Raw genomic sequence first — 18090 nt, 5'->3', positions numbered from 1 at the left:
GTAGGACCGCCCGATTCCCCGGTCATGCGATCATTTGTTACAAAGGGGGATTTAGTGACCATTGACCTCGAAGAGGCCCGCAGGCCGCGCGGACCCAAGCACGACCCGGAGGCGCTCACACCGGCGCAGCGGCAGCTCGGCCGGCATCTGGTCGACGTGCATGACGGCTACCGCCAGGAGATGCGGCAGGTGCGGGACGCGCTCGACCAGGTCGCCGCGGGCGCCCTCGACGCCGCCGCGCTGCGGTCGATGATCAATCAGCTGACCATGCGTCAGAACTACTGGACGCTGGGCGCGTTCTGCGCGACCTTCTGCCGGTTGGTGACCGTGCACCACACGATCGAGGACGAGGCCATGTTCCCGGCGATACTCAAGCGGGACGACTCGCTGGGGCCGGTGATCGACAAGCTCAAGGAGGAGCACGAGGTCATCGCCGCGCTGCTGACCCGGCTCGACGAGGCCTGCGTGGCGCTGGTCGCCGGCGACACCGGCCTCGACCAGGTACGGGCCGAGGCCGAGCGGCTGTCCGCCGTCCTGTCCTCGCACTTCGCCTACGAAGAGGAGGAGCTGGTCGAGCCGATCGGCCGGCTCGACGTGCGCATCTAAGCGGTTCCGTCCGCGTCTGAGCGGTCCCGTCCTTATCTAGGCCCTCCCGTCCGTTCCTCTGCCGTCGTAGCCGAGCAGCCGCATGGCCGTGTCGGGGTCCATCGCGGCGGCAAGCAGTTGCGCCCTGGCGTGGGCCTGGTCGCGTTCGTGTTCCGCCTTGGTCTGCGCCGCTCGTACGGCCTTGATGGCGATGAGCGCCAGGCCGGCGCCCACGATCACCGCCACCACGACGACGAACAGGACGAGCAGCAGTCCGGGCGAGGCCAGCCCGACGACCGGGGTCGCGCCCGTGAGGGCCAGCCCGGTGATGAGCGCGAGGACGACGAGCGCGAGCAGGCTGGCGACGACCACCCACGTCCGGCGCCGGGGCGGCGGCGGCTCCGCCGGGAGGGGCGGTGGCGCCGCCGCGTAAACGGGCGTCGGATCGGGAGCCCACGGTACGAACTCGGGCCGGCCCGGCTCGGCGACCACCGCGGTGGGCCCGGCGACGATCTCAGCGGTCACCACGACCGGCTCGGCGGACACGACAGTCCCCACCGGCTCGGCGACCCCAGGCTGGAAAACCGGCCCTGCGCGCCAACCACCGGACTGACCTGGCTGACCAACGGGCTGGCCATTCGGCCGACTCGCGGTCTGGCCGTTGGGCTGGTGGGCAGGCTCCTCCTCCACGTGGCCGGGCAGGTCGCGCTCGATCCGGCTGTGCTCCTTGTGTGCCCTGGCCGCGTCGCGGTGGTACTCCTCCAGCTCCTGGTACAGCTCGTCGGAAGAGTAGATCGTGCCGTCGATGAGCGGCCCGGCCGCCCGCTCGATGATCGCCACCACGTCATCGCCGTTGAGCGTCTTGTGCGTCTCCAGCGCGTGCGCGAGGCAGAGCACATCCCTGCGATGCTCCTCCAGCAGCCGCTCGGTCTTCTCCAGCAGCCGGACCAGGTTGAACTCGATCCGCTCCCCCAGCACGTCGGGCGCCAGCTCGGGCTGACCCCGGCTCGGCTCCCGCTCGGTGATGCCGATGGGCCCGCCACCGCCGCCGCGCCGCGGCATCGCCTTGCCGCCGTGGATCTCCAGCTCCTGCAGCGCGGGCAGCGAGGTGACGCCCGAGCCCATCCCCCAGTACGACTCCATGAGCGCGGTCAGGTACGTCGCCGAGTGCAGGTCGCCGGAGACGCCGGAGGAGTTGTCCTCGCTGAAGAACATCCGCTCCCCGGCCAGGGAGGCGAGCGAGACCATGATGTCGGCCTCGTACTCGGACTTCCACCGGGTGAACTGGTCCTCGGGCTTGATCGAGGCGACCATGCCGAGGTAGTCGGCTCCCTTCTCGATCGTGGCGATGTCGATCTCCAGGTGGAAGCGGGTCACGTAGGCCACCACGGCGTGGCACGCCTCGTGCACGGCCACCGCGTGCCGTTCCCGCTCGATGTACTCGACGTCCTCGGGCGGGCCGAGCTGCTTGAGCCGTTTGGCCCGCAGTACGTCGGACCAGGAGATGACCTCGCGGCCGTCGCGGATCGCGGTGATCAGCGACTCGTTGACCAGGTCCTTGATCGTGGCGCCCGTCGCGTAGGGGGTGATGGTGGCGAGCTTGTCGATCTGCTGCTCGGTCAGCTCGTGGTCGACCTTGTCGAAATAGCCCTGGTACGTACGGACCCGTCCGGCCTTGGAGGGGTAGCCGACCTTGTAGATGCGGTCGATGCGGCCGGGCCGCAGCAGGGCCTCGTCGAGCGCGTCGGGCCGGTTGGTGGCCATCATGACGAGGATGCGGAACTTGGGCGGCGGCTTGGGGCGCATCCCGAGCAGCCGCCTGATCAGGCGGTTGAAGAACCCGCGCGGCTTCTTGAGCCCGGACAGCTCGGTGAGCAGGGCCTGCAGGGTGCCCGGGTCACCGCTGTTCATGCCACCGCCGCCGCCCATGAAGAAGCGGTTGCGGGTGGCCGGCTCCGCCACCTCCCGCCGGGCGCGGAAGGCGAGCACCGAGCGGCTCTCCTCGGACAGGTAGTTGACCCCGTGGCAGCCGGAGAAGCCCCCGCCCTGCCCCGGCGGGCCCTGCTGGGCGAGCCGGCCGCGCTTGCCGAGCGAGTCGGCCTCGTCGAAGAAGACGATCACCCCGCCGTACCTGAGCGCGAGCTTGCGCAGCTTCCTGAAGAGCGTCTTGACCTTGAGGATGCCGATGCCCATGAACATGTTCGTGAACGCGCCGGGGTCGACGAACACGTACGGCTTGCCGGTCTCGCCGGCCACCGCCTCGGCCATCAGCGTCTTGCCGGTGCCCGGCGGCCCCCACAGCAGCAGGCCGCTGGGCACGTAGCCCCCGCGCTTCTCGATCTCGTCGGGCCGTTCGAGGAAGACGATGTTCTCCTGAACCCGTTCGACCACGTGGTCCTGTCCCCAGACGTCGGAGAAGCGGGTCTTGATGTCATCGGGGAAGTACGTCTCCACGCCGCCTCTGGACAGGAACCAGAACAGGCCGACGAACTGGATGATGACCACGAAGAACAGGAACACGATCTGGACCAGGAACGGCATCGCCTTCCAGATCAGCGCGGGCGCGCTGAACAGGGCGAGCAGCGGGCTGGTGTCGAGCACCGCGCCGAGTACCAGCGCGATCAGCACCACCCAGAAGATGATCTTGGCGGCGAGGGCGAAACGATACCTGGTCCAGTCGTCGAACCGCCGGTGGGACCACCGCTCGAACCCGCCGAAGACCCCCTGGCTCCAGAAGCGGTGGTAAGCCGACCATCGCTCGCTGACGAAGAAGTGCAACTGCCGCAGGGCCTCGACGCCCAGCAGCCAGAAAATCCATTGATAGGCGTACGCGATGGCGCGCATGGCCTCGCCGAAGGACACGATGCCCTCGAAGTCGGCCATCACCTTCCAGGTGAGAACGAAGAAGGCGAGGACCAGCCCGATGAGGAACTTGCTCCGGGCCCAGAACGGCATCTTCTTCCTGGTCATGGCTTCGGGATCAGCCGGGCCGCTTCCGGGCGCGCGCAGCCCGCTGTGATGCGTGGTCGTGGTCAATGGTGCTCCTTCATCCGGGCAGCCGGAGCAGCTTGAAGGTTTGCTCGATCTTGTCGAACTCAGCCGAGCGCGCTCGGAAGCAGATGGACTGGCAACCGATGAGCATCACGGAGACCGTGGCTGCCTGCTCGTCGAGGATGGCGGTGTGGTCGAAGGTCTGGACGTCGGCGCCGATCTGGTAGTTGAAGCGGACCCGCACTCCCCTGGCGCCGCGGTCGAGCTGGAGGATCTGATCGCTGATCAGCTCGAACCCCTTGAACAGCGGCTGCCGCCCCGTTTGAGCCGCCTTGGCCTCGTAGAGCGTGCGGACCTGCCCGGTCACCGGCAGGATGAAGTCGCGGAGCCGGTCCAGCGAGATCGTGTTCCGCTGCTCGTCCGTGAGCTTGTGCACGGTGGCGTAGACGAATGGATCCGTTGAGCTGAGCAGGTGTTCGACGGACGGCTGCGCCGACTGGTCGAAGGCCGTGGACCAGACCTGCTGGCGCCGCAGCCGGGCCGCCTCCGAGTTCGGATGGTCGCCGGTCAGGTAGAGCTCGATGGCTTCGGTGTTGAGCTGACTGAAGGAGGAGGGCACCTTGAAGTAGGTGGTGCCTTCCCTGTCGCGTACGTAGGTGAACTCAGGCTGCCCGCACGCTGACAGCATGAAGATCGCGGTCATGAGCGCGATCCAAGCCCGTGTCTTTTTCACCTGGGCTTACCTCCGCTTTACGGACCAACGGAGTTGTTCTGCCCGTTTTCATGTGAAATGAGGCCGAGTGCACGGTGTAAAATCTTGACCAAATCTTGGCCGTACATTGGCTTCAGTTGTTACAGATCCGCACAGATCGGATGCGGGCTCTTGTGCGGACGCCCGTACAACGTTGGCGTCCCCCCATTGGTTCGACCGGCAAAGTAGCGAAAGATAGAAGGATCCCTGCTACCCGGAGCGGACAATGACAGAACCGGCCATGGAGACTGTGGACAGCTTCGGCATGATGGCGGAGCGGATGTTCGCCGACATCTGGTCGCGCGGTGCCCTCTCGGTCAAAGAGCGCCGCCTGCTCCTGCTCGGCCTGCTCGTCGGGCAGGGCATTGACGAACAGGTGGAGGTCCAGCTCGACACCGCGCTGCGCGCGGGCGACCTGGATGAGAGTCAGCTGCGGGAGGTCGTGGTGTTCCTCACCCACTACGCGGGCTGGACTCGCGGGTCACAGCTGAACAACCAGGTCGAGGATCTGATCGAACGCGTCAGGCGGGATCGATCCGGTAGACGGGACCTTGGAGGCTGAGCGCGTACAGCTCCCCGTCCAGCCCCTCGCCGAATGACGAGAGCTGCTCGACCTGCCCGACCTTGGCCTCCTTGTCCAGCTCGTCGACGGGTGCGGCCTTGACCCACCCCGCGCAGAAGTCGCCGTACAGGAACTGACCCTGCAGCCAGGGGATCTTGCCCCCTCGGTAGACGTAGCCGGCGATCACCGAGCAGTTGCCGCCCTGGTGGAGCGGGTAGGTGATCACCGGGTCGGTGAGCTCGCGGCCCTTGCCGCCCCTGAAGGGTTGGTCGCCTTCGCGGAGGTTCCAGCCGTAGTTCTCGCCGCCCTCGGATCCGGCCGGCTGGTAGTCGACCTCCTCCCACCGGTCCTGCCCGACGTCGCCGATCCAGAGGTCGCCGTTGTCGCGGTCGAAGCCGAACCGCCAGGGGTTGCGCAGGCCGTACGCCCAGATCTCGGTCCGCGCGCCCTCCTTGCCGACGAACGGGTTGTCGTCGGGGATCTTGTACGGCGTGCCGCGCGGGTCGATGCGCAGGATCTTGCCGAGCAGCGTGCCGAGGTTCTGGCCGTTGCGGTGGGGGTCGCCGCCGCTGCCGCCGTCGCCGAGCGCGATGTAGAGGTGGCCGTCGGGGCCGAAGGCCAGTTGCCCGCCGTTGTGGTTGGCGTAGGGCTGGTCCTGGGTCAGCACGTCACGCCTGCGGGTGGCCTTCTTGCCGTCGTACGCCCATTCGGTCACGTGCGTGTCGCCGCTCGCGTCGGTCCAGTCGAGGTAGAGCCAGCGGCCCGACGGGTGGAAGGCCACGCCGAGCAGGCCCTGCTCGTTGCCGCCGCTGACCTCTCCCGACAGGTTCACGATCGTGTCGCCGTCGAGGGTCTTCAGCCGGCCGCCCTGCTCGGCGACGTACAGCCGCCGGTCGCCCTTCCGTACGGCGAACGCCACGGGCTTGGCCAGCTCGGCGAGCTTGGTGAAGCGCAGCTTGCCGGGGGTCGGCGCGGGACTGTCCTGACTCACGACGGGACCGGGCGAGCCCGTAGCGGACGGGATCGGGGGCTGGGCGGCCGAGCATGCGGTGAGCGTGACGGCTAACACGGACAGGGCGCGGCGCACGCCGCCTATCCTTCCATGCCATCCCAAACCTGGATAACTATCGCCTTGCCGGAGGACACCTGCTGAACTATCGTCTGGACATGTGTCCAGCGATGTCGTGACAGAGTCCACCCGGCGGCGGCTGAACCGGCGGCAGGCCGACACCGTGCGGCGGCTGACCGACGCGGCGGTCGAGGAGGTGCGCGAGAGCGGCTTCGAGGGGCTGACCGTCCGCAACGTGGCCCGCAGGGCGGGTGTCGCCCCGGCGACCGCCTACACCTATTTCTCCTCCAAGAACCACCTGGTCACCGAGGTGTTCTGGCGCCGGCTCAACGCCCTGCCGCCGATCGAGACGACCGGCGAGGCGGGCCAGGTGATCACCGCGCTCCGGGAGATCGCCCTGCTGGTCGCCGACGAGCCGCGCCTGGCCGCCGCGTGCACCACCGCCATGCTCGGCACCGACCCCGACGTCCAGGAGCTGCGGCTGCGCATCGGGCTGAGCATCCGCCGGCGGCTGCGTACCGCGCTCGGCCCGGCCGCCGATCGCAAGGTACTCAACGCCCTGGAGATCGCCTACGCGGGCGCGCTGGTCCAGGCCGGGATGGGCTACATCTCCTACACCGAGACCGCCGACCGCCTGGCGGAAGTCGCCGAGCTGATCGTGAGGTAGCCCGTGGACCCGCTCTTATACAGCCCCTACGACTACGCCGTCCACGAAGACCCGTACCCGATCTACGCCCGCCTCCGCGAGGAGGCCCCGCTCTACCGCAGCGACGACCTGGATTTCTGGGCCGTCTCCCGCCACTCCGACGTGGCCGGCGCGTTCCGCGACCACCAGCGCTTCTCCAACGCCAACGGCGTCTCCCTGGACCCCAGCGCGTGGGGGCCGGCCGCGCACCGGACGATGTCCTTCCTGGCCCTGGACCCGCCCTCGCACACCCGGATGCGCTCCCTGGTCGCCAAGGGCTTCACCCCGCGCCGGGTGCGCGAGCTCGAAGGCGGCATCCTGCGCCTGACCGAACACCATCTCGCGCCCGCCGTGGCGCGTGGCGACTTCGACTTCGTCGCCGACTTCGCGGGCCGGTTGCCGATGGACGTCGTCTGCGAGCTGATGGGCGTCCCCGAGGCCGACCGGGACGAGCTGCGGCGCCTGGCCGACCTGGTCATGCACCGTGAGGACGGGCTGTTCGACGTCCCGGTCGCCGGGATGGAGGCGGCGCTGACGCTCATCGGCTACTACCAGGACCTGGTCACCGAGCGGCGGGCCAGACCGGGGAGCGATCTCACCTCCGCGCTGCTGGCCGCCGAGGAGGGCGGCGACCGGCTGGCGGAGGAGGAGGTCGTGGCGTTCCTGTTCCTGATGGTGGTGGCGGGCAACGAGACGACCACCAAGCTGCTGGCCAACGCTCTGTACTGGGGCTGGCGCCATCCCGCCGAGCTGGCCAAGCCCATGCGGGATCCGGGCCGGGTCACCGACTGGGTGGAGGAGACGCTGCGCTTCGACGCCTCCAGCCAGATCCTGGCCCGCACGGTCGCCACCGACACCGAGTTGTACGGCACGACCGTGCCCGCCGGGGACCGCCTGCTGCTGCTCGTCGGCGCGGCCAACCGGGACCCGCGCGTGTTCGACGACCCGGACCGCTACGACCTGGACCGCGACACCTCCCAGCTCATCAGCTTCGGCGGGGGCAGGCACTTCTGCCTGGGCGCGAACCTGGCCAGGCTGGAGGCCCGCATCGCGCTGACCGAGTTCGTCAGGCGGGTCCGCCACTACGACGTGGACGAGGGCGGCGTGGCGCGCGTGCACTCGGTCAACGTCCGCGGCTTCGCCGCACTGCCCGTCTCCGTTTCCGCCGCCTAGCGATTGGGCCGCCCATGCCGCGCTTCGCACCGCACCCGCTACGCCGCCCCGCGCTGGTCGCCGGAGCCTCCTCCGGGATCGGCGCCGCCACCGCCGCCCTGCTCGCCGCCAAGGGCCACCCGGTCGCCCTCGGCGCCCGCCGGGCCGACAAATGCCGCGAACTCGCCGATGCCCTCAGTAAGGAGGGCGCGGAGACGTTCGCCCACGCGCTGGACGTGGCCGAGTCCGACTCGGTCCAGCGCTTCGTCTCGGCCGCGGCCGACGCGCTCGGCGCTCCCGAGATCGTGGTCAGCGGGGCCGGCGACCTGAGCGCGGAACGGGTCCACGAGCTGGACTCCGCGGGCTTCGCCGCCCAGGTCGGGGTGCACCTGGTCGGCGCGCACCGCCTGGTCTCGCACGTCGTGCCCGGCATGGTCGAACGCGGGCGCGGGGACGTCGTGCTCGTCTCCTCCGACGTCGTACGCTCACCGCGCACCCGGATGGGCGCCTACGTGGCGGCCAAGAACGGCATCGAGGGCATGGCCAGGGTGCTGCAGATGGAGCTGGAGGGCACCGGGGTGCGCGCCTCGATCGTCCGGCCCGGCCCGACGATGACCGGCATGGGCATGGGCTGGGACGCCGAGACCACCGGTGAGGTCCTGGAGGAGTGGGTCAAGTGGGGGCTGGCCCGCCATCCGTACTTCCTCCGGCCGGAGGACGTCGCCGCCGCGATCGCCGTCGTCGTCGAGGCGCCCCGCGGCACCCACCTGACGCTCGTGGAGGTCCAGCCGGAGGCGAAGGTGCGATGAGAGAGCCGATGCTCGTCTCCGGTGGCCCCGACCATCTGGCGGAACTGCGTACCGACCCGATCGCACTGATGCGGCGGGTGCGCGAGGAGTGCGGCGCGGTCGGCGAGTTCCGGCTGGCCGGGCGGCCGGTGGTGCTGCTGTCGGGCGCCGAGGCCAACGAGTTCTTCTTCCGCGCCCCGGACGAGGAGCTCGACCAGGCCGAGGCGTACCCGTTCATGACGCCGATCTTCGGCGAGGGCGTCGTCTTCGACGCCACGCCCGAGCAGCGCCGCGAGGCGCTGCACAACCAGGCGCTGAAGGGCTCCTTCCTCAAGGGGCACGCCGCCACGATCGCCGCCGAGGTGGAGCGGATGGTCGCGTCATGGGAGGAGGAGGGGGAGATCGACCTGCTCGACTGGTTCGCCGAGCTGACCATCTACACCTCCTCGGCGTGCCTGATCGGCAAGCGGTTCCGTGAGCAGCTGGACCGGCGCTTCGCCGAGCTGTACCACGACCTGGAGCAGGGCACCGACGCGCTGGCCTATGTCGACCCGTACGCCGACATCGACAGCTTCCGCCGCCGCGACGCGGCCCGCGCCCAGCTCGTCACGCTGGTCGAGGGCATCATGGCCACCCGCTCGGGTCCGGCGGGTGAGGACCGGGACCTGCTCGACGTGCTGATGTCGCTGGGCAGGTTCTCGGCGGACCAGATCACCGGGATGTTCATCTCGATGATGTTCGCCGGGCACCACACCACCTCGGGGACCGCGGCCTGGACGCTGATCGAGCTGCTGCGCCACCCTGACGTGCTGCGGGAGGTCGTCGCGGAGCTCGACGGGCTGTACGCCGACGGGTCGGAGGTCAGCTTCCAGGCGCTGCGGGAGATCCCGCTGCTCGAATCGGCGGTGAAGGAGGCGCTGCGGCTGCACCCGCCGCTCATCCTGCTGCTGCGGGTGGCCAAGTCCGAGCAGGAGGTGCTCGGCCACCGGATCCCGGCGGGGACGATGGTCGGCTGCGGTCTGGCCGTCTCCAACCGGATCGCCGCGGACTTCCCCCGGCCGGACGCCTTCGACCCGGCTCGCTATGCCAAGCCGCGCGAGGAGGATCTGGTCAACCGGTGGACGTGGGTGCCGTTCGGGGCGGGCAGGCATCGCTGCGTGGGGGCCAACTTCGCGATGATCCAGCTCAAGGCGATCTTCTCGGTGCTGCTGCGCGACTGGGAGTTCGCTCTCGCCCAGGAGTCCGGCTCCTACCGCAACGACCATTCCAAGATGGTGGTCCAGCTCGCCCGGCCCTGCATGGTGCGGTATCGGCGGAGGCGGCGGTGAGGGTCGTCGCCGATCTGGACCTGTGCCAGGGGCACGCGATGTGCGAGCTGGAGGCGCCCGAGGTCTTCGAGGTGCCGCGCAAGGGGAAGGTCCGCGTGCTCGACCCGTCACCGCCCGAGTCGATGCGCGAGCAGGTCGAGGCGGCCATCCGTTACTGCCCCACCCGGGCGCTGTCGACGTCTAAGGAGTGACGACATGCCGGCCTTCCCCCGTGACGAACTCGAAGAGATGGTGCGCCGGTGGCTGGCGGCCAACCGCCGGTGCGAGGAGCTCGGCGACTGGCGCCCGCTGGCCGAGCTGTACACCGAGGACGCGACCTACGGCTGGAACGTCGGCCCGGACCAGGACTTCATGGCCGTCGGCCGCGACGAGATCCGCGAGTTGGCCCTCGGTTCGGAGATGGGCGGCCTGGACGGCTGGTCCTACCCGTACCAGAGCATCCTCATCGACGACCGCGGCGGCGAGGTGGTCGGTTTCTGGAAGCAGGTCGCCGACGCCCGCCGGCCGGACGGCACGGCGTACGAGGTGGCGGGGATCGGCGGCAGCCGGTTCAGGTACGCGGGCGGCTTCCGGTGGTCGTGGCAGCGGGACTGGTTCGACCTGGGCAACGTGACGTCGGTGTTCGTCGAGATGATGAAGGCGGGGGTGCTGTCGGACGGGATGAAGCGCCGCCTGGACCGGGCCGCCTCCGGCGCCGCGATCCCCGGCTACTACCGTCGCGGCCAGGCCCCGGCCTCCATCTGGTGACGCGGACGCCGCGCGGGCCGCGTCCGCGTCAGGCGGGCACGTGCGGTGTGCCGTCCTTCATGGGTGGGAAGCGGAAGGCGGCCGCCGTGGTGCCGCGCGTCATCCTAGTGATCTCGGCCTCCCCCACGGGCTCGGTCTCGTCGTCGATGATGACCTCCCACCGGCAGTGCGGGACGCGGTCACCGGGGACGCGCGGCGGCCGGTGCACCGGGCGGATCCGGGCGCGCGGGTTGACCGCCTGCGCGGTCCAGTCGAAGGTGCCGTCCTCGATGTGATGGCACATGCCGCGGATCGCGCGCTCGCCGAACGGCTCCACGTCCAGCAGCGCCCCGCAGGTGCGGAGCTGGAAGAACCCGTGGGTCTCCGAGACGAGCTCGTACTCGACGTCCATGTAGTGCTGCGCGAAACCGGGGTCGAGCTGCAGGCACTTGAAGATGGCCGACACGCCGTCGCCCTCGATCCGCATGATCTCGCGGATGCGCTCGGTGTAGATCGGGCTCGCACCCTGCCACTCCTGGATGGCGATCTCCTCGACGACCCGCTGCCCGTACCGCATGCCGACCGCGATCAGCGTCGAGCGGTCGAGCAGATGGACGATCAAGGCGTACTCCCGGACGAGACGGACCAGTGCCTCCTTCGACAGGTCCTCATAGCGGAAGCCCGGATCGAATTCTCCGGAATAGTCCTTGCGTGCCGTCATACGGTGAACTGTAGTCTGGACATGTGTCCAGAACAACCGATCGCTTGTTCGGCGCAGGCGCCACTTCGCCGCTCCTGATCGACGGGCGGCTCGTCCCCGGCGACCACCGCTTCGGCACGCTCGACCCGGCCACCGAGGAGGTCCTGGGCGAGGCCGCCGACGCCACCCCCGCCGACCTGGACCACGCCGTCGCCGCCGCCCGCCACGCCTTCGACTCCTCCCCCTGGGCCACCGACCTCGCCCTGCGCGTACGCTGCCTGCGCCAGCTCAGCGAGGCTCTCACCCGCCACGCCGAGGAGCTGCGCGAGCTGACGATCGCGGAGGCGGGCGCGCCCAGATTCCTGACGTACGGCGCGCAGCTCGACACGCCGGTGGCCGACCTGCGCTGGTTCGCCGACCTCGCGGAGCGCTACGACTGGGAACGGGACCTCGGCCGGGCCGCGCCCATGGGCCTGGCCAGCGACCGCCGCGTCGTCCGCGAGCCGGTGGGCGTGGTCGGCGCGATCACCCCGTGGAACTTCCCGCACCAGATCAACCTGGCCAAGCTCGGCCCGGCACTGGCCGCGGGCAACACGATCGTCCTCAAGGCGGCCCCCGACACGCCGTGGTGCGCGGCGGCGCTCGGCGTGCTCATCCAGGAGGAGACGGACATCCCACCGGGTGTCGTCAACGTCATCACCGGCGCCGACCACGCACTGGGCGCCCGGCTCTGCGCCGACGCCCGGGTGGACCTGCTGTCGTTCACCGGCTCGACCGGCACGGGACGCGCGGTCATGCGCGCCGCCGCGGACGGCCTCAAGCGGGTCTTCCTGGAGCTCGGCGGCAAGTCGGCGTTCATCGTGCTGGCCGACGCCGATCTCCGTGCCGCCTGCTCCTACGCGGCCTTCGCCGCGCTCACCCACGCCGGGCAGGGCTGCGCGCTGACCACCCGCCTGCTCGTCCCGCGTGAGAGGTACGACGAGGCCGTGCGCCTGACCGCGGCCACCATGAGGAAGCTGGGCACCGGCGACCCGGGCGACGAGCGCACGGTGTGCGGGCCGGTCATCTCCGCCCGCCAGCGCGACCGGATCGAGGGCTACCTGAAGCTGGCGGTCGAGGAGGGCGGTGAGTTCGCCGCTGGGGGCGGGCGCCCGGCCGGCCGCGACCGGGGCTTCTGGATCGAGCCGACCCTGATCACCGGACTCACCAACGAGACCAGGACGGCCAGGGAGGAGATCTTCGGTCCGGTGCTGGTGATCCTGCCGCACGACGGCGACGAAGACGCGGTCCGGCTGGCCAACGACTCGCCGTACGGGCTGTCCGGCGCGGTCCACGGTGGCGACCCGGAGCGGGCGCGGGCCGTGGCGCGGCGGCTGCGGACCGGCACGGTGAGCGTGAACGGCGGCGTCTGGTACGCCGCCGACGTGCCGTTCGGCGGCTACAAGCAGTCGGGGATCGGCAGGGAGATGGGTGTGGCCGGTTTCGAGGAGTACCTGGAGACCAAGTCGATCGCGGAAGGGGTGTCATGAAGCGCTTCGAGGGAAAAGTCGCCATCGTCACCGGAGCCGCCCAGGGCATCGGCCGGGTCTACGCGCGGGCCCTGGCCGCCGAGGGCGCGAGCGTCGTGGTCGCCGACGTCAGCGAGCAGGGCGCCGCCGTCGCCGACGAGATCAAGGGCCTATACGTACGTACCGACGTGTCCGACCCGGACTCCGTCCAGCGGATGACCGACGCGGCGGCGGAGCGGTTCGGCGGCATCGACTACCTGGTGAACAACGCCGCGATCTTCGGCACGATGCGGCTGGACTTCCTGCTGACCGTCGACTGGGACTACTACCGGCGGTTCATGGCGGTGAACCTGGACGGCGCCCTCCTGTGCGCCCGCGCCGCGCATACGCACCTCGCCAGACGCGGCGGCGGAGCGATCGTCAACCAGTCCTCCACCGCGGCCTGGCAGTACTCCGGCTTCTACGGCCTGGCCAAGGCCGGGATCAACGGCCTCACCCAGCAGCTCGCCCACGAGCTCGGCGGCATGGGCATCAGGGTGAACGCCATCGCGCCCGGCCCGATCGACACCGAGGCCAACCGCGCGGTGGTACCCGCGGGGGTGGTCGACCGGATCGTCCGGGACAAGCTGGCGCTCAAGCGAGTGGGGACCCCGCAGGACCTGGTCGGCATGTGCCTGTTCCTGCTGTCCGACGAGGCCGCCTGGGTCACCGGGCAGATCCTCAACGTCGACGGCGGCGAGGTGTTCCGATCATGACCTATGGCTTCGCCGGACTCGGCCAGATGGGCGCCCCCATGGCCAGGCACCTGATCGGCCTCGGCCTCACCGTCTACGACACCCGGCCGGAGGCCATGGCGCCGCTGGTGGAGGCGGGGGCGCGGGCCGCGGCGGACGTCGGCGAGCTGGCCGCCGCCAGCCGGTTCGTCTCCGTCATGGTGCGCGACGACGACCAGGTGCACGAGGTCGTGTCCGGGCTGCTGCCCGCCGCCGAGCCGGGCACCGTCATCGCCGTCCACTCCACGATCCGGCCCGGCACGGCCGTGGAGCTCGCCGGGCTGGCGGCGCCGTACGGGATCGAGGTCGTCGACGCGCCGGTCAGCGGCGGCTTCATGGGAGCGCAGGCGGGCACGCTCGCGGTCATGGTCGGCGGCGGCGACGACGCGTTCGCCCGCTGTGAGCGGCCGTTCGGGGCGTGGGCGGACCTCGTCCTGCACGTGGGGCCGGTCGGCGCGGGCACCCGCGCCAAGCTGGCCCGCAACCTGCTGCACTTCGTCGCCTTCGCCGCCGCCGCCGAGGCGCAGCGGCTGGCGGAGGCGTCCGGGGTCTCGCTGCGCAAGCTCGGCCGGGTGGTCCGGCATTCGGACGCCGTCACGGGCGGGCCCGGAGCGATCATGCTCCGGGCCACCACGGCTCCGCTCGGCGAGGACGATCCGCTGTACGGGATCATGCGCCACGTACTGGCTCTCGGCGAGAAGGACCTGGACCTGGCGCTGGAGCTGGCCCGCGACCTCGGCGTGGACACCCCCCTGGCCGAGCTGGCCCGCGACCGCCTGGCCGACGGCCTCGGCCTGCTTCGGAAGGAGATCCCATGACCGACGAACGCCGGGAACGCGGGTTGGAGATGATGCGCCAGGTCTACGGCTGGGAGATCGGCGACGCGCCGGGCGACTTCTTCGGCATCACTGTCGACCACCTCTTCGCCGAGATCTGGACCAGGCCCGGCCTGTCCATGCGCGACCGGCGGCTCCTGCTCATCGGCGCGCTGGCAAGCAGGGGTTTCAACGACGTCCTCGACATCCAGTTGCCGGCCGCGCTGAGTAACGGCGAGCTGTCCCCGGACGAGCTCCGCGAGATCGCCATCTTCCTGACCCACTACATCGGCTGGCCCCTCGGCGCGCGTCTCAGCGTCCAGATCGACGCCCTCATCGCGAAGTCGGTTTAGAATCTTGAATATCTCAGACGGCGCATAATAAATGGCGAACACGTGGGTCCGGACGCCGTGACCGCGCTTGGTCGTACGATGGCGGTATGAGCCGTAAGGCCGTCGCCATTCTGGCCGTCGCCGCCACCCTCATGCTGGCCGCGACGGTGGTCGTGATTTTCCGCAGTCACACCTCCGAAGAGGCCGCGACAGGGGTCCGAAATACGCGCGCTCCGCAGGACATCTCGTCCTACTGGACCAAGGAGCGCATGAATGAGGCCAGTCCGGGGTGACAAAATCGGTCGCCCGAATGAGGCGACCGGCGAAACCCTGTTTCCTCAGACGCGGGCGCGGCCTTATTGTCATCCCTCGTGCGAAAACTTCTGATCATGACGCTGACCGCCGCGTCGATGCTCTCCTTATCCACCACGGCCACCGCCGCGACGACGGCGACCCCCGTCAAACACCCCAAACTGATCGCCAACCCGCTCTACGAGGCCGGCGCGCTGCCTGCCACGACCTGCGAGGAGCCGCCGGTCAAGCGCAACGATCGCAAGTCGGCCCGCGCCTACGTCGACGCGGTGATCGCCTGCCTCGAGTCCACCTGGGAGCAGCACCTCACCGGCGCCGACCTGCCCTTCAGCAAGGTCAAGGTGCGGTACGTGAGCAAGCTCCCCAAGACGTACTGCGGCACCAGGGAGACGGAGAAGGAAGACTCCACGGCCCGCTACTGCGGCAAGACAGGCGAGCTGGTCTTCCAGCTCGGCAAGACGTGGCTCGACGACCCTTCCGACCTGTGGCTGTTCAACACCGTCAGCTACATGTACGGGTGGCATGTGATGAAGCTGGTCGGAATCGCCGACGCCTATGACGCGGTGCCGTCCAGCGGCAAAACCGAGACCCGCGAACTGGCCCGGCGCCAGAGTCTCCAGAACGAGTGCTTCAGCGCCGCGTTCCTCAAGAGCGTCTGGCCGCTGAAGGGCAGGACGACCAAGGACTGGACGTATCTGCTGAGCATGGTCGAGGGTGACGCTCCCGGTGAGGCGCGCTGGTACGGCAAGAAGGCCAACGTCGTCGCCTGGTACAAGCGCGGCTTCGCCACCGGCGACCCGGGCTCGTGCAACACCTGGACGGCCCCCTCCTCAAAGGTGGCGTAAGACCGCGTGTGGCGCTGATCACCTCGTATGTGTGCACTCCTGCACAGAACAGGGTGACGGATCTTCGTAGTGTCCCTGTTGCCGGGCAGACCGGTGCACTCGAACGGGGAGGAAACCCATGCGTAAGACCCTTGCAGCAACCCTCTTGGCCGGCTCCATGGCCGTCAGCGCGATCGCCCTCGCGCCCGGTGCGCAGGCCGCCACCCAGGCGGGGACGGCCGTCGCCGCGGCGTCCACTGGTTCTGTCCACAACTGGGGCAAGTTCTTCTCCAGCGACCGCAAGGCGTACACCTTCGGCCAGACGGGCAAGCGCAACGGCATCGTCGTCACGGAGTGGCACGGCGTCGACAAGGTGGGCGGCAAGCGCGCCTGGGTGTGGTTCGAATACTACAAGAACGGCGGCTGGCACAAGTTCAACCGCTCCTGGGACGGCAAGGTCGTCGGCACCTGGAGCGGGCGCGGGATCAAGAAGGTCTACACCTTCACCTGCTGGGCCGGCAAGCTCGACAACTGCGGCCGTAAGTACCGCATTTACTAATCGCCGTATTCGCTAAGCGCTCTATTCGCTAAGCAATTCTTGCTGACGACATCCGGCGGCTGCCCCACGGCGGCCGCCGGATTCGGTTTTCCTTCCAGTCGCTCAAGCGGTGAGGGCCCGCGCGACCGTGAGACTGTCCTCGTAAATGTGGTACCGGGTGATGAGTCCGTCCTCGACGGTGAGATGCAGCGCGAACGGTGAGCTGTAGGCGGCGCCGTTGGCCTTCACCGTCTGCACGATCTCCCCGAGGACGACGGCGTCCGCCCCATCGACCAGGATCCGCGCCACCGACGTGCCGTTCAGCTCGGGCACGTGATGAGCGGCCAGCGACCGGAAATGGTCCGCCACATCGGCCCGGCTCGACCGCGGGCGGATCCACGGCACGGCCGGATGCCCCTCAGCCGGCCAGTCGAGCCGCCAGTCGATCGGCTCGGCGAACAACTCGGCGACACGGTCGACATCGCCCTCGGCGATTCGGCCTAGCAGTGCTTCCACGATGTCACGGGTGCCATGGGCGTCAGAAGTCATACCGCTACCCTTTCGACCCTGACGCGGCCTGTCGATTACCTGCCAGGTAAGCGAATCTCGTACCGACGGCTAGAAGTGACCGGCTTGGCGAGTCACCGCGCGGCGGGAAAGACGCAGGACAGGGCGCGGCGCAGGGTGCCGGCGAAGGATTCGGTGCTGCCGGGCTCGAGCCAGTGCCGCCCCGCCACGCGGATGGCGCCCGCGACCGCGGCGGCCGTGACGGCGGGGAACAGGTCGCGGCCGGGGTCGGTGCCGGTGCGCGCCGCGATCGCCTCGGCGAGCGGGCCCTCCGCCATGGTGAACGCCTTCAGCGCCTCGCCCTCCAGCTCGGGCGTCGACATGATCATGCGCAGGCCGGCCTTGTCGGGCTCGGGGTCGGTGAAGATCTCGATCACGGCCGCGATGACGGCCTGGTCGAGCGGCTCGTCGGCGGCCCGGGAGCGCAGCGCCTGCCCCACGCGGCGGGCCTGGTCGGCCTGGAAGGCGCAGATCGCCTCCCCCCTGCTGGAGAAGTAGTTGTTGTAGGTACGGGATGAGACCCCCGCGGCCGTGGCGATGTCGTGGACGCGCACCAGGGCCAGCCCGTGGGGGCCCTGCTCGATGGCCAGGCGCAGCGCGGCGTGGCTGATCGCCTCCCTGGTGGCCTGCTTGTTGCGCGCCCGGAGGTCCATGGCGTCGTCGTTCATGGGTCGACTCTATCCGATGTTGCGCGCCATGCACTATGTGCGTGTCACGCAAGTTGTGGGTAAAGTGCGATGAGACGCCTGGCACTCACACCTGGAGAGTGCCAACCGCAAGGCGTGTGCCGGGGCGGTGAGGTCCGCCGGCGGGTCGCTGACCTGCCGGGAGACCGTCCGTCGCGGGCGCCGTCCCGGCAGCCCCCATCAAGAGCAGGAGCAGCAATGGCTTCGAAAATGATCGCCTTCGACGAGGACGCCCGGCGCGGTCTCGAGCGCGGCATGAACCAGCTGGCCGACGCCGTCAAGGTGACCTTGGGCCCCAAGGGTCGCAACGTCGTGCTGGAGAAGAAGTGGGGCGCTCCCACGATCACCAACGATGGCGTGTCCATCGCCAAGGAGATCGAGCTCGAGGACCCGTGGGA

Annotated in this window: 22 protein-coding genes; 16 read left to right on the top strand and 6 right to left on the bottom strand. The window is 69.6% G+C overall.

The window, feature by feature from the left end; translation table 11 throughout:
• Window positions 1–54 precede the first annotated feature (54 nt).
• Window positions 55–606, top strand: coding sequence for a hemerythrin domain-containing protein (locus ACGFNP_RS27635; RefSeq protein ID WP_358313774.1), 552 nt, complete (start codon window positions 55–57; stop codon window positions 604–606).
• Window positions 607–642: 36 nt separating this feature from the next.
• Here the strand turns inward: ACGFNP_RS27635 and ACGFNP_RS27630 are convergent, their stop codons facing one another.
• Window positions 643–3621: an AAA family ATPase gene (locus ACGFNP_RS27630; RefSeq protein ID WP_393323721.1), complete on the bottom strand. Its 2979-nt coding sequence runs from the start codon at window positions 3619–3621 to the stop codon at window positions 643–645.
• 10 nt (window positions 3622–3631) lie between these two features.
• Entirely contained in the window at window positions 3632–4279 is a 648-nt protein-coding gene (locus ACGFNP_RS27625; protein ID WP_358313780.1) for a hypothetical protein, read from the bottom strand.
• Window positions 4280–4553: 274 nt separating this feature from the next.
• Here ACGFNP_RS27625 and ACGFNP_RS27620 point away from each other — a divergent pair, with 274 nt between their 5' ends.
• Window positions 4554–4889: a carboxymuconolactone decarboxylase family protein gene (locus ACGFNP_RS27620; RefSeq protein ID WP_358313783.1), complete on the top strand. Its 336-nt coding sequence runs from the start codon at window positions 4554–4556 to the stop codon at window positions 4887–4889.
• Here ACGFNP_RS27620 and ACGFNP_RS27615 read toward each other — a convergent pair.
• Entirely contained in the window at window positions 4849–5976 is a 1128-nt protein-coding gene (locus tag ACGFNP_RS27615; protein ID WP_393323716.1) for a PQQ-dependent sugar dehydrogenase, read from the bottom strand. The genes ACGFNP_RS27620 and ACGFNP_RS27615 overlap by 41 nt on opposite strands.
• Before the next feature lie 82 nt (window positions 5977–6058).
• Between ACGFNP_RS27615 and ACGFNP_RS27610 the strand changes: the two genes are divergently transcribed.
• From ACGFNP_RS27610 to ACGFNP_RS27585, 6 genes are read left to right on the top strand one after another with little or no spacing between them, the layout of a single operon-like run.
• Window positions 6059–6625, top strand: a complete 567-nt coding sequence (locus ACGFNP_RS27610; protein WP_393323713.1) for a TetR/AcrR family transcriptional regulator — start codon at window positions 6059–6061, stop codon at window positions 6623–6625.
• Window positions 6626–6628: 3 nt separating this feature from the next.
• Window positions 6629–7816, top strand: coding sequence for a cytochrome P450 (locus ACGFNP_RS27605; RefSeq protein ID WP_393323710.1), 1188 nt, complete (start codon window positions 6629–6631; stop codon window positions 7814–7816).
• 14 nt (window positions 7817–7830) lie between these two features.
• Window positions 7831–8604 (top strand): SDR family oxidoreductase, encoded by a 774-nt coding sequence (locus tag ACGFNP_RS27600; protein WP_393323707.1) that lies wholly within the window; start codon window positions 7831–7833, stop codon window positions 8602–8604.
• Window positions 8601–9911 carry a cytochrome P450 gene (locus ACGFNP_RS27595; protein ID WP_393323704.1) on the top strand — a complete coding sequence of 437 codons (1311 nt, stop codon included), beginning with the start codon at window positions 8601–8603 and terminating at the stop codon, window positions 9909–9911. The genes ACGFNP_RS27600 and ACGFNP_RS27595 overlap by 4 nt, the downstream gene beginning before the upstream one ends.
• Window positions 9908–10102, top strand: a complete 195-nt coding sequence (locus ACGFNP_RS27590) for a ferredoxin (RefSeq protein WP_219539621.1) — start codon at window positions 9908–9910, stop codon at window positions 10100–10102. The genes ACGFNP_RS27595 and ACGFNP_RS27590 overlap by 4 nt, the downstream gene beginning before the upstream one ends.
• Before the next feature lie 4 nt (window positions 10103–10106).
• Window positions 10107–10658 carry a hypothetical protein gene (locus ACGFNP_RS27585; protein ID WP_393323702.1) on the top strand — a complete coding sequence of 184 codons (552 nt, stop codon included), beginning with the start codon at window positions 10107–10109 and terminating at the stop codon, window positions 10656–10658.
• Window positions 10659–10686: 28 nt separating this feature from the next.
• Here the strand turns inward: ACGFNP_RS27585 and ACGFNP_RS27580 are convergent, their stop codons facing one another.
• Window positions 10687–11358: a hypothetical protein gene (locus tag ACGFNP_RS27580; RefSeq protein ID WP_358313805.1), complete on the bottom strand. Its 672-nt coding sequence runs from the start codon at window positions 11356–11358 to the stop codon at window positions 10687–10689.
• 23 nt (window positions 11359–11381) lie between these two features.
• On the opposite strand from ACGFNP_RS27580, the gene ACGFNP_RS27575 reads away from it, so the two are divergent.
• The 7 genes from ACGFNP_RS27575 to ACGFNP_RS27545 all read left to right on the top strand — a co-directional run bounded on the left by ACGFNP_RS27575 (window position 11382) and on the right by ACGFNP_RS27545 (window position 16460).
• Window positions 11382–12866 (top strand): aldehyde dehydrogenase, encoded by a 1485-nt coding sequence (locus tag ACGFNP_RS27575; RefSeq protein WP_393323698.1) that lies wholly within the window; start codon window positions 11382–11384, stop codon window positions 12864–12866.
• Entirely contained in the window at window positions 12863–13600 is a 738-nt protein-coding gene (locus ACGFNP_RS27570) for an SDR family oxidoreductase (RefSeq protein WP_393323695.1), read from the top strand. Before ACGFNP_RS27575 ends, ACGFNP_RS27570 begins: the two co-directional genes overlap by 4 nt.
• Window positions 13597–14436, top strand: a complete 840-nt coding sequence (locus ACGFNP_RS27565; RefSeq protein WP_393323692.1) for an NAD(P)-dependent oxidoreductase — start codon at window positions 13597–13599, stop codon at window positions 14434–14436. The genes ACGFNP_RS27570 and ACGFNP_RS27565 overlap by 4 nt, the downstream gene beginning before the upstream one ends.
• Window positions 14433–14786 (top strand): carboxymuconolactone decarboxylase family protein, encoded by a 354-nt coding sequence (locus tag ACGFNP_RS27560; protein ID WP_358313815.1) that lies wholly within the window; start codon window positions 14433–14435, stop codon window positions 14784–14786. Before ACGFNP_RS27565 ends, ACGFNP_RS27560 begins: the two co-directional genes overlap by 4 nt.
• A gap of 86 nt (window positions 14787–14872) precedes the next feature.
• Window positions 14873–15058 (top strand): hypothetical protein, encoded by a 186-nt coding sequence (locus tag ACGFNP_RS27555; RefSeq protein ID WP_393323688.1) that lies wholly within the window; start codon window positions 14873–14875, stop codon window positions 15056–15058.
• A gap of 78 nt (window positions 15059–15136) precedes the next feature.
• Entirely contained in the window at window positions 15137–15922 is a 786-nt protein-coding gene (locus ACGFNP_RS27550) for a hypothetical protein (RefSeq protein ID WP_393323685.1), read from the top strand.
• A 118-nt stretch (window positions 15923–16040) separates the two neighbouring features.
• Window positions 16041–16460, top strand: a complete 420-nt coding sequence (locus ACGFNP_RS27545) for a hypothetical protein (RefSeq protein WP_393323682.1) — start codon at window positions 16041–16043, stop codon at window positions 16458–16460.
• Between the two features lie 102 nt (window positions 16461–16562).
• Here ACGFNP_RS27545 and ACGFNP_RS27540 read toward each other — a convergent pair whose 3' ends face one another.
• Both ACGFNP_RS27540 and ACGFNP_RS27535 read right to left on the bottom strand, forming a co-directional pair.
• Complete coding sequence (locus ACGFNP_RS27540; protein WP_393323679.1) at window positions 16563–16988, bottom strand: nuclear transport factor 2 family protein; 426 nt, start codon at window positions 16986–16988, stop codon at window positions 16563–16565.
• A gap of 92 nt (window positions 16989–17080) precedes the next feature.
• Complete coding sequence (locus ACGFNP_RS27535; RefSeq protein WP_358313829.1) at window positions 17081–17674, bottom strand: TetR/AcrR family transcriptional regulator; 594 nt, start codon at window positions 17672–17674, stop codon at window positions 17081–17083.
• Window positions 17675–17890: 216 nt separating this feature from the next.
• Between ACGFNP_RS27535 and ACGFNP_RS27530 the strand changes: the two genes are divergently transcribed.
• Window positions 17891–18090: TCP-1/cpn60 chaperonin family protein (locus tag ACGFNP_RS27530; protein ID WP_308016158.1), on the top strand; the 200-nt coding region annotated here is incomplete at its 3' end.

This window comes from Nonomuraea sp. NPDC049269, assembly GCF_043197155.1.
GTDB lineage: Bacteria > Actinomycetota > Actinomycetes > Streptosporangiales > Streptosporangiaceae > Nonomuraea.
This window is presented reverse-complemented; position numbering and strand designations above follow the sequence as displayed.

What these genes read in the sequence shown, in the direction of transcription:
- ACGFNP_RS27545 (WP_393323682.1), top strand. Translation starts at nt 16,041, where the DNA reads ATGCGTAAGACCCTTGCAGCAACCCTCTTGGCCGGCTCCATGGCCGTC.
- ACGFNP_RS27585 (WP_393323702.1), top strand. Translation starts at nt 10,107, where the DNA reads ATGCCGGCCTTCCCCCGTGACGAACTCGAAGAGATGGTGCGCCGGTGG.
- ACGFNP_RS27535 (WP_358313829.1), bottom strand. Translation starts at nt 17,674, where the DNA reads ATGAACGACGACGCCATGGACCTCCGGGCGCGCAACAAGCAGGCCACC.
- ACGFNP_RS27580 (WP_358313805.1), bottom strand. Translation starts at nt 11,358, where the DNA reads ATGACGGCACGCAAGGACTATTCCGGAGAATTCGATCCGGGCTTCCGC.
- ACGFNP_RS27555 (WP_393323688.1), top strand. Translation starts at nt 14,873, where the DNA reads ATGAGCCGTAAGGCCGTCGCCATTCTGGCCGTCGCCGCCACCCTCATG.
- ACGFNP_RS27560 (WP_358313815.1), top strand. Translation starts at nt 14,433, where the DNA reads ATGACCGACGAACGCCGGGAACGCGGGTTGGAGATGATGCGCCAGGTC.
- ACGFNP_RS27600 (WP_393323707.1), top strand. Translation starts at nt 7,831, where the DNA reads ATGCCGCGCTTCGCACCGCACCCGCTACGCCGCCCCGCGCTGGTCGCC.
- ACGFNP_RS27620 (WP_358313783.1), top strand. Translation starts at nt 4,554, where the DNA reads ATGACAGAACCGGCCATGGAGACTGTGGACAGCTTCGGCATGATGGCG.
- ACGFNP_RS27570 (WP_393323695.1), top strand. Translation starts at nt 12,863, where the DNA reads ATGAAGCGCTTCGAGGGAAAAGTCGCCATCGTCACCGGAGCCGCCCAG.
- ACGFNP_RS27595 (WP_393323704.1), top strand. Translation starts at nt 8,601, where the DNA reads ATGAGAGAGCCGATGCTCGTCTCCGGTGGCCCCGACCATCTGGCGGAA.
- ACGFNP_RS27540 (WP_393323679.1), bottom strand. Translation starts at nt 16,988, where the DNA reads ATGACTTCTGACGCCCATGGCACCCGTGACATCGTGGAAGCACTGCTA.
- ACGFNP_RS27565 (WP_393323692.1), top strand. Translation starts at nt 13,597, where the DNA reads ATGACCTATGGCTTCGCCGGACTCGGCCAGATGGGCGCCCCCATGGCC.
- ACGFNP_RS27625 (WP_358313780.1), bottom strand. Translation starts at nt 4,279, where the DNA reads ATGACCGCGATCTTCATGCTGTCAGCGTGCGGGCAGCCTGAGTTCACC.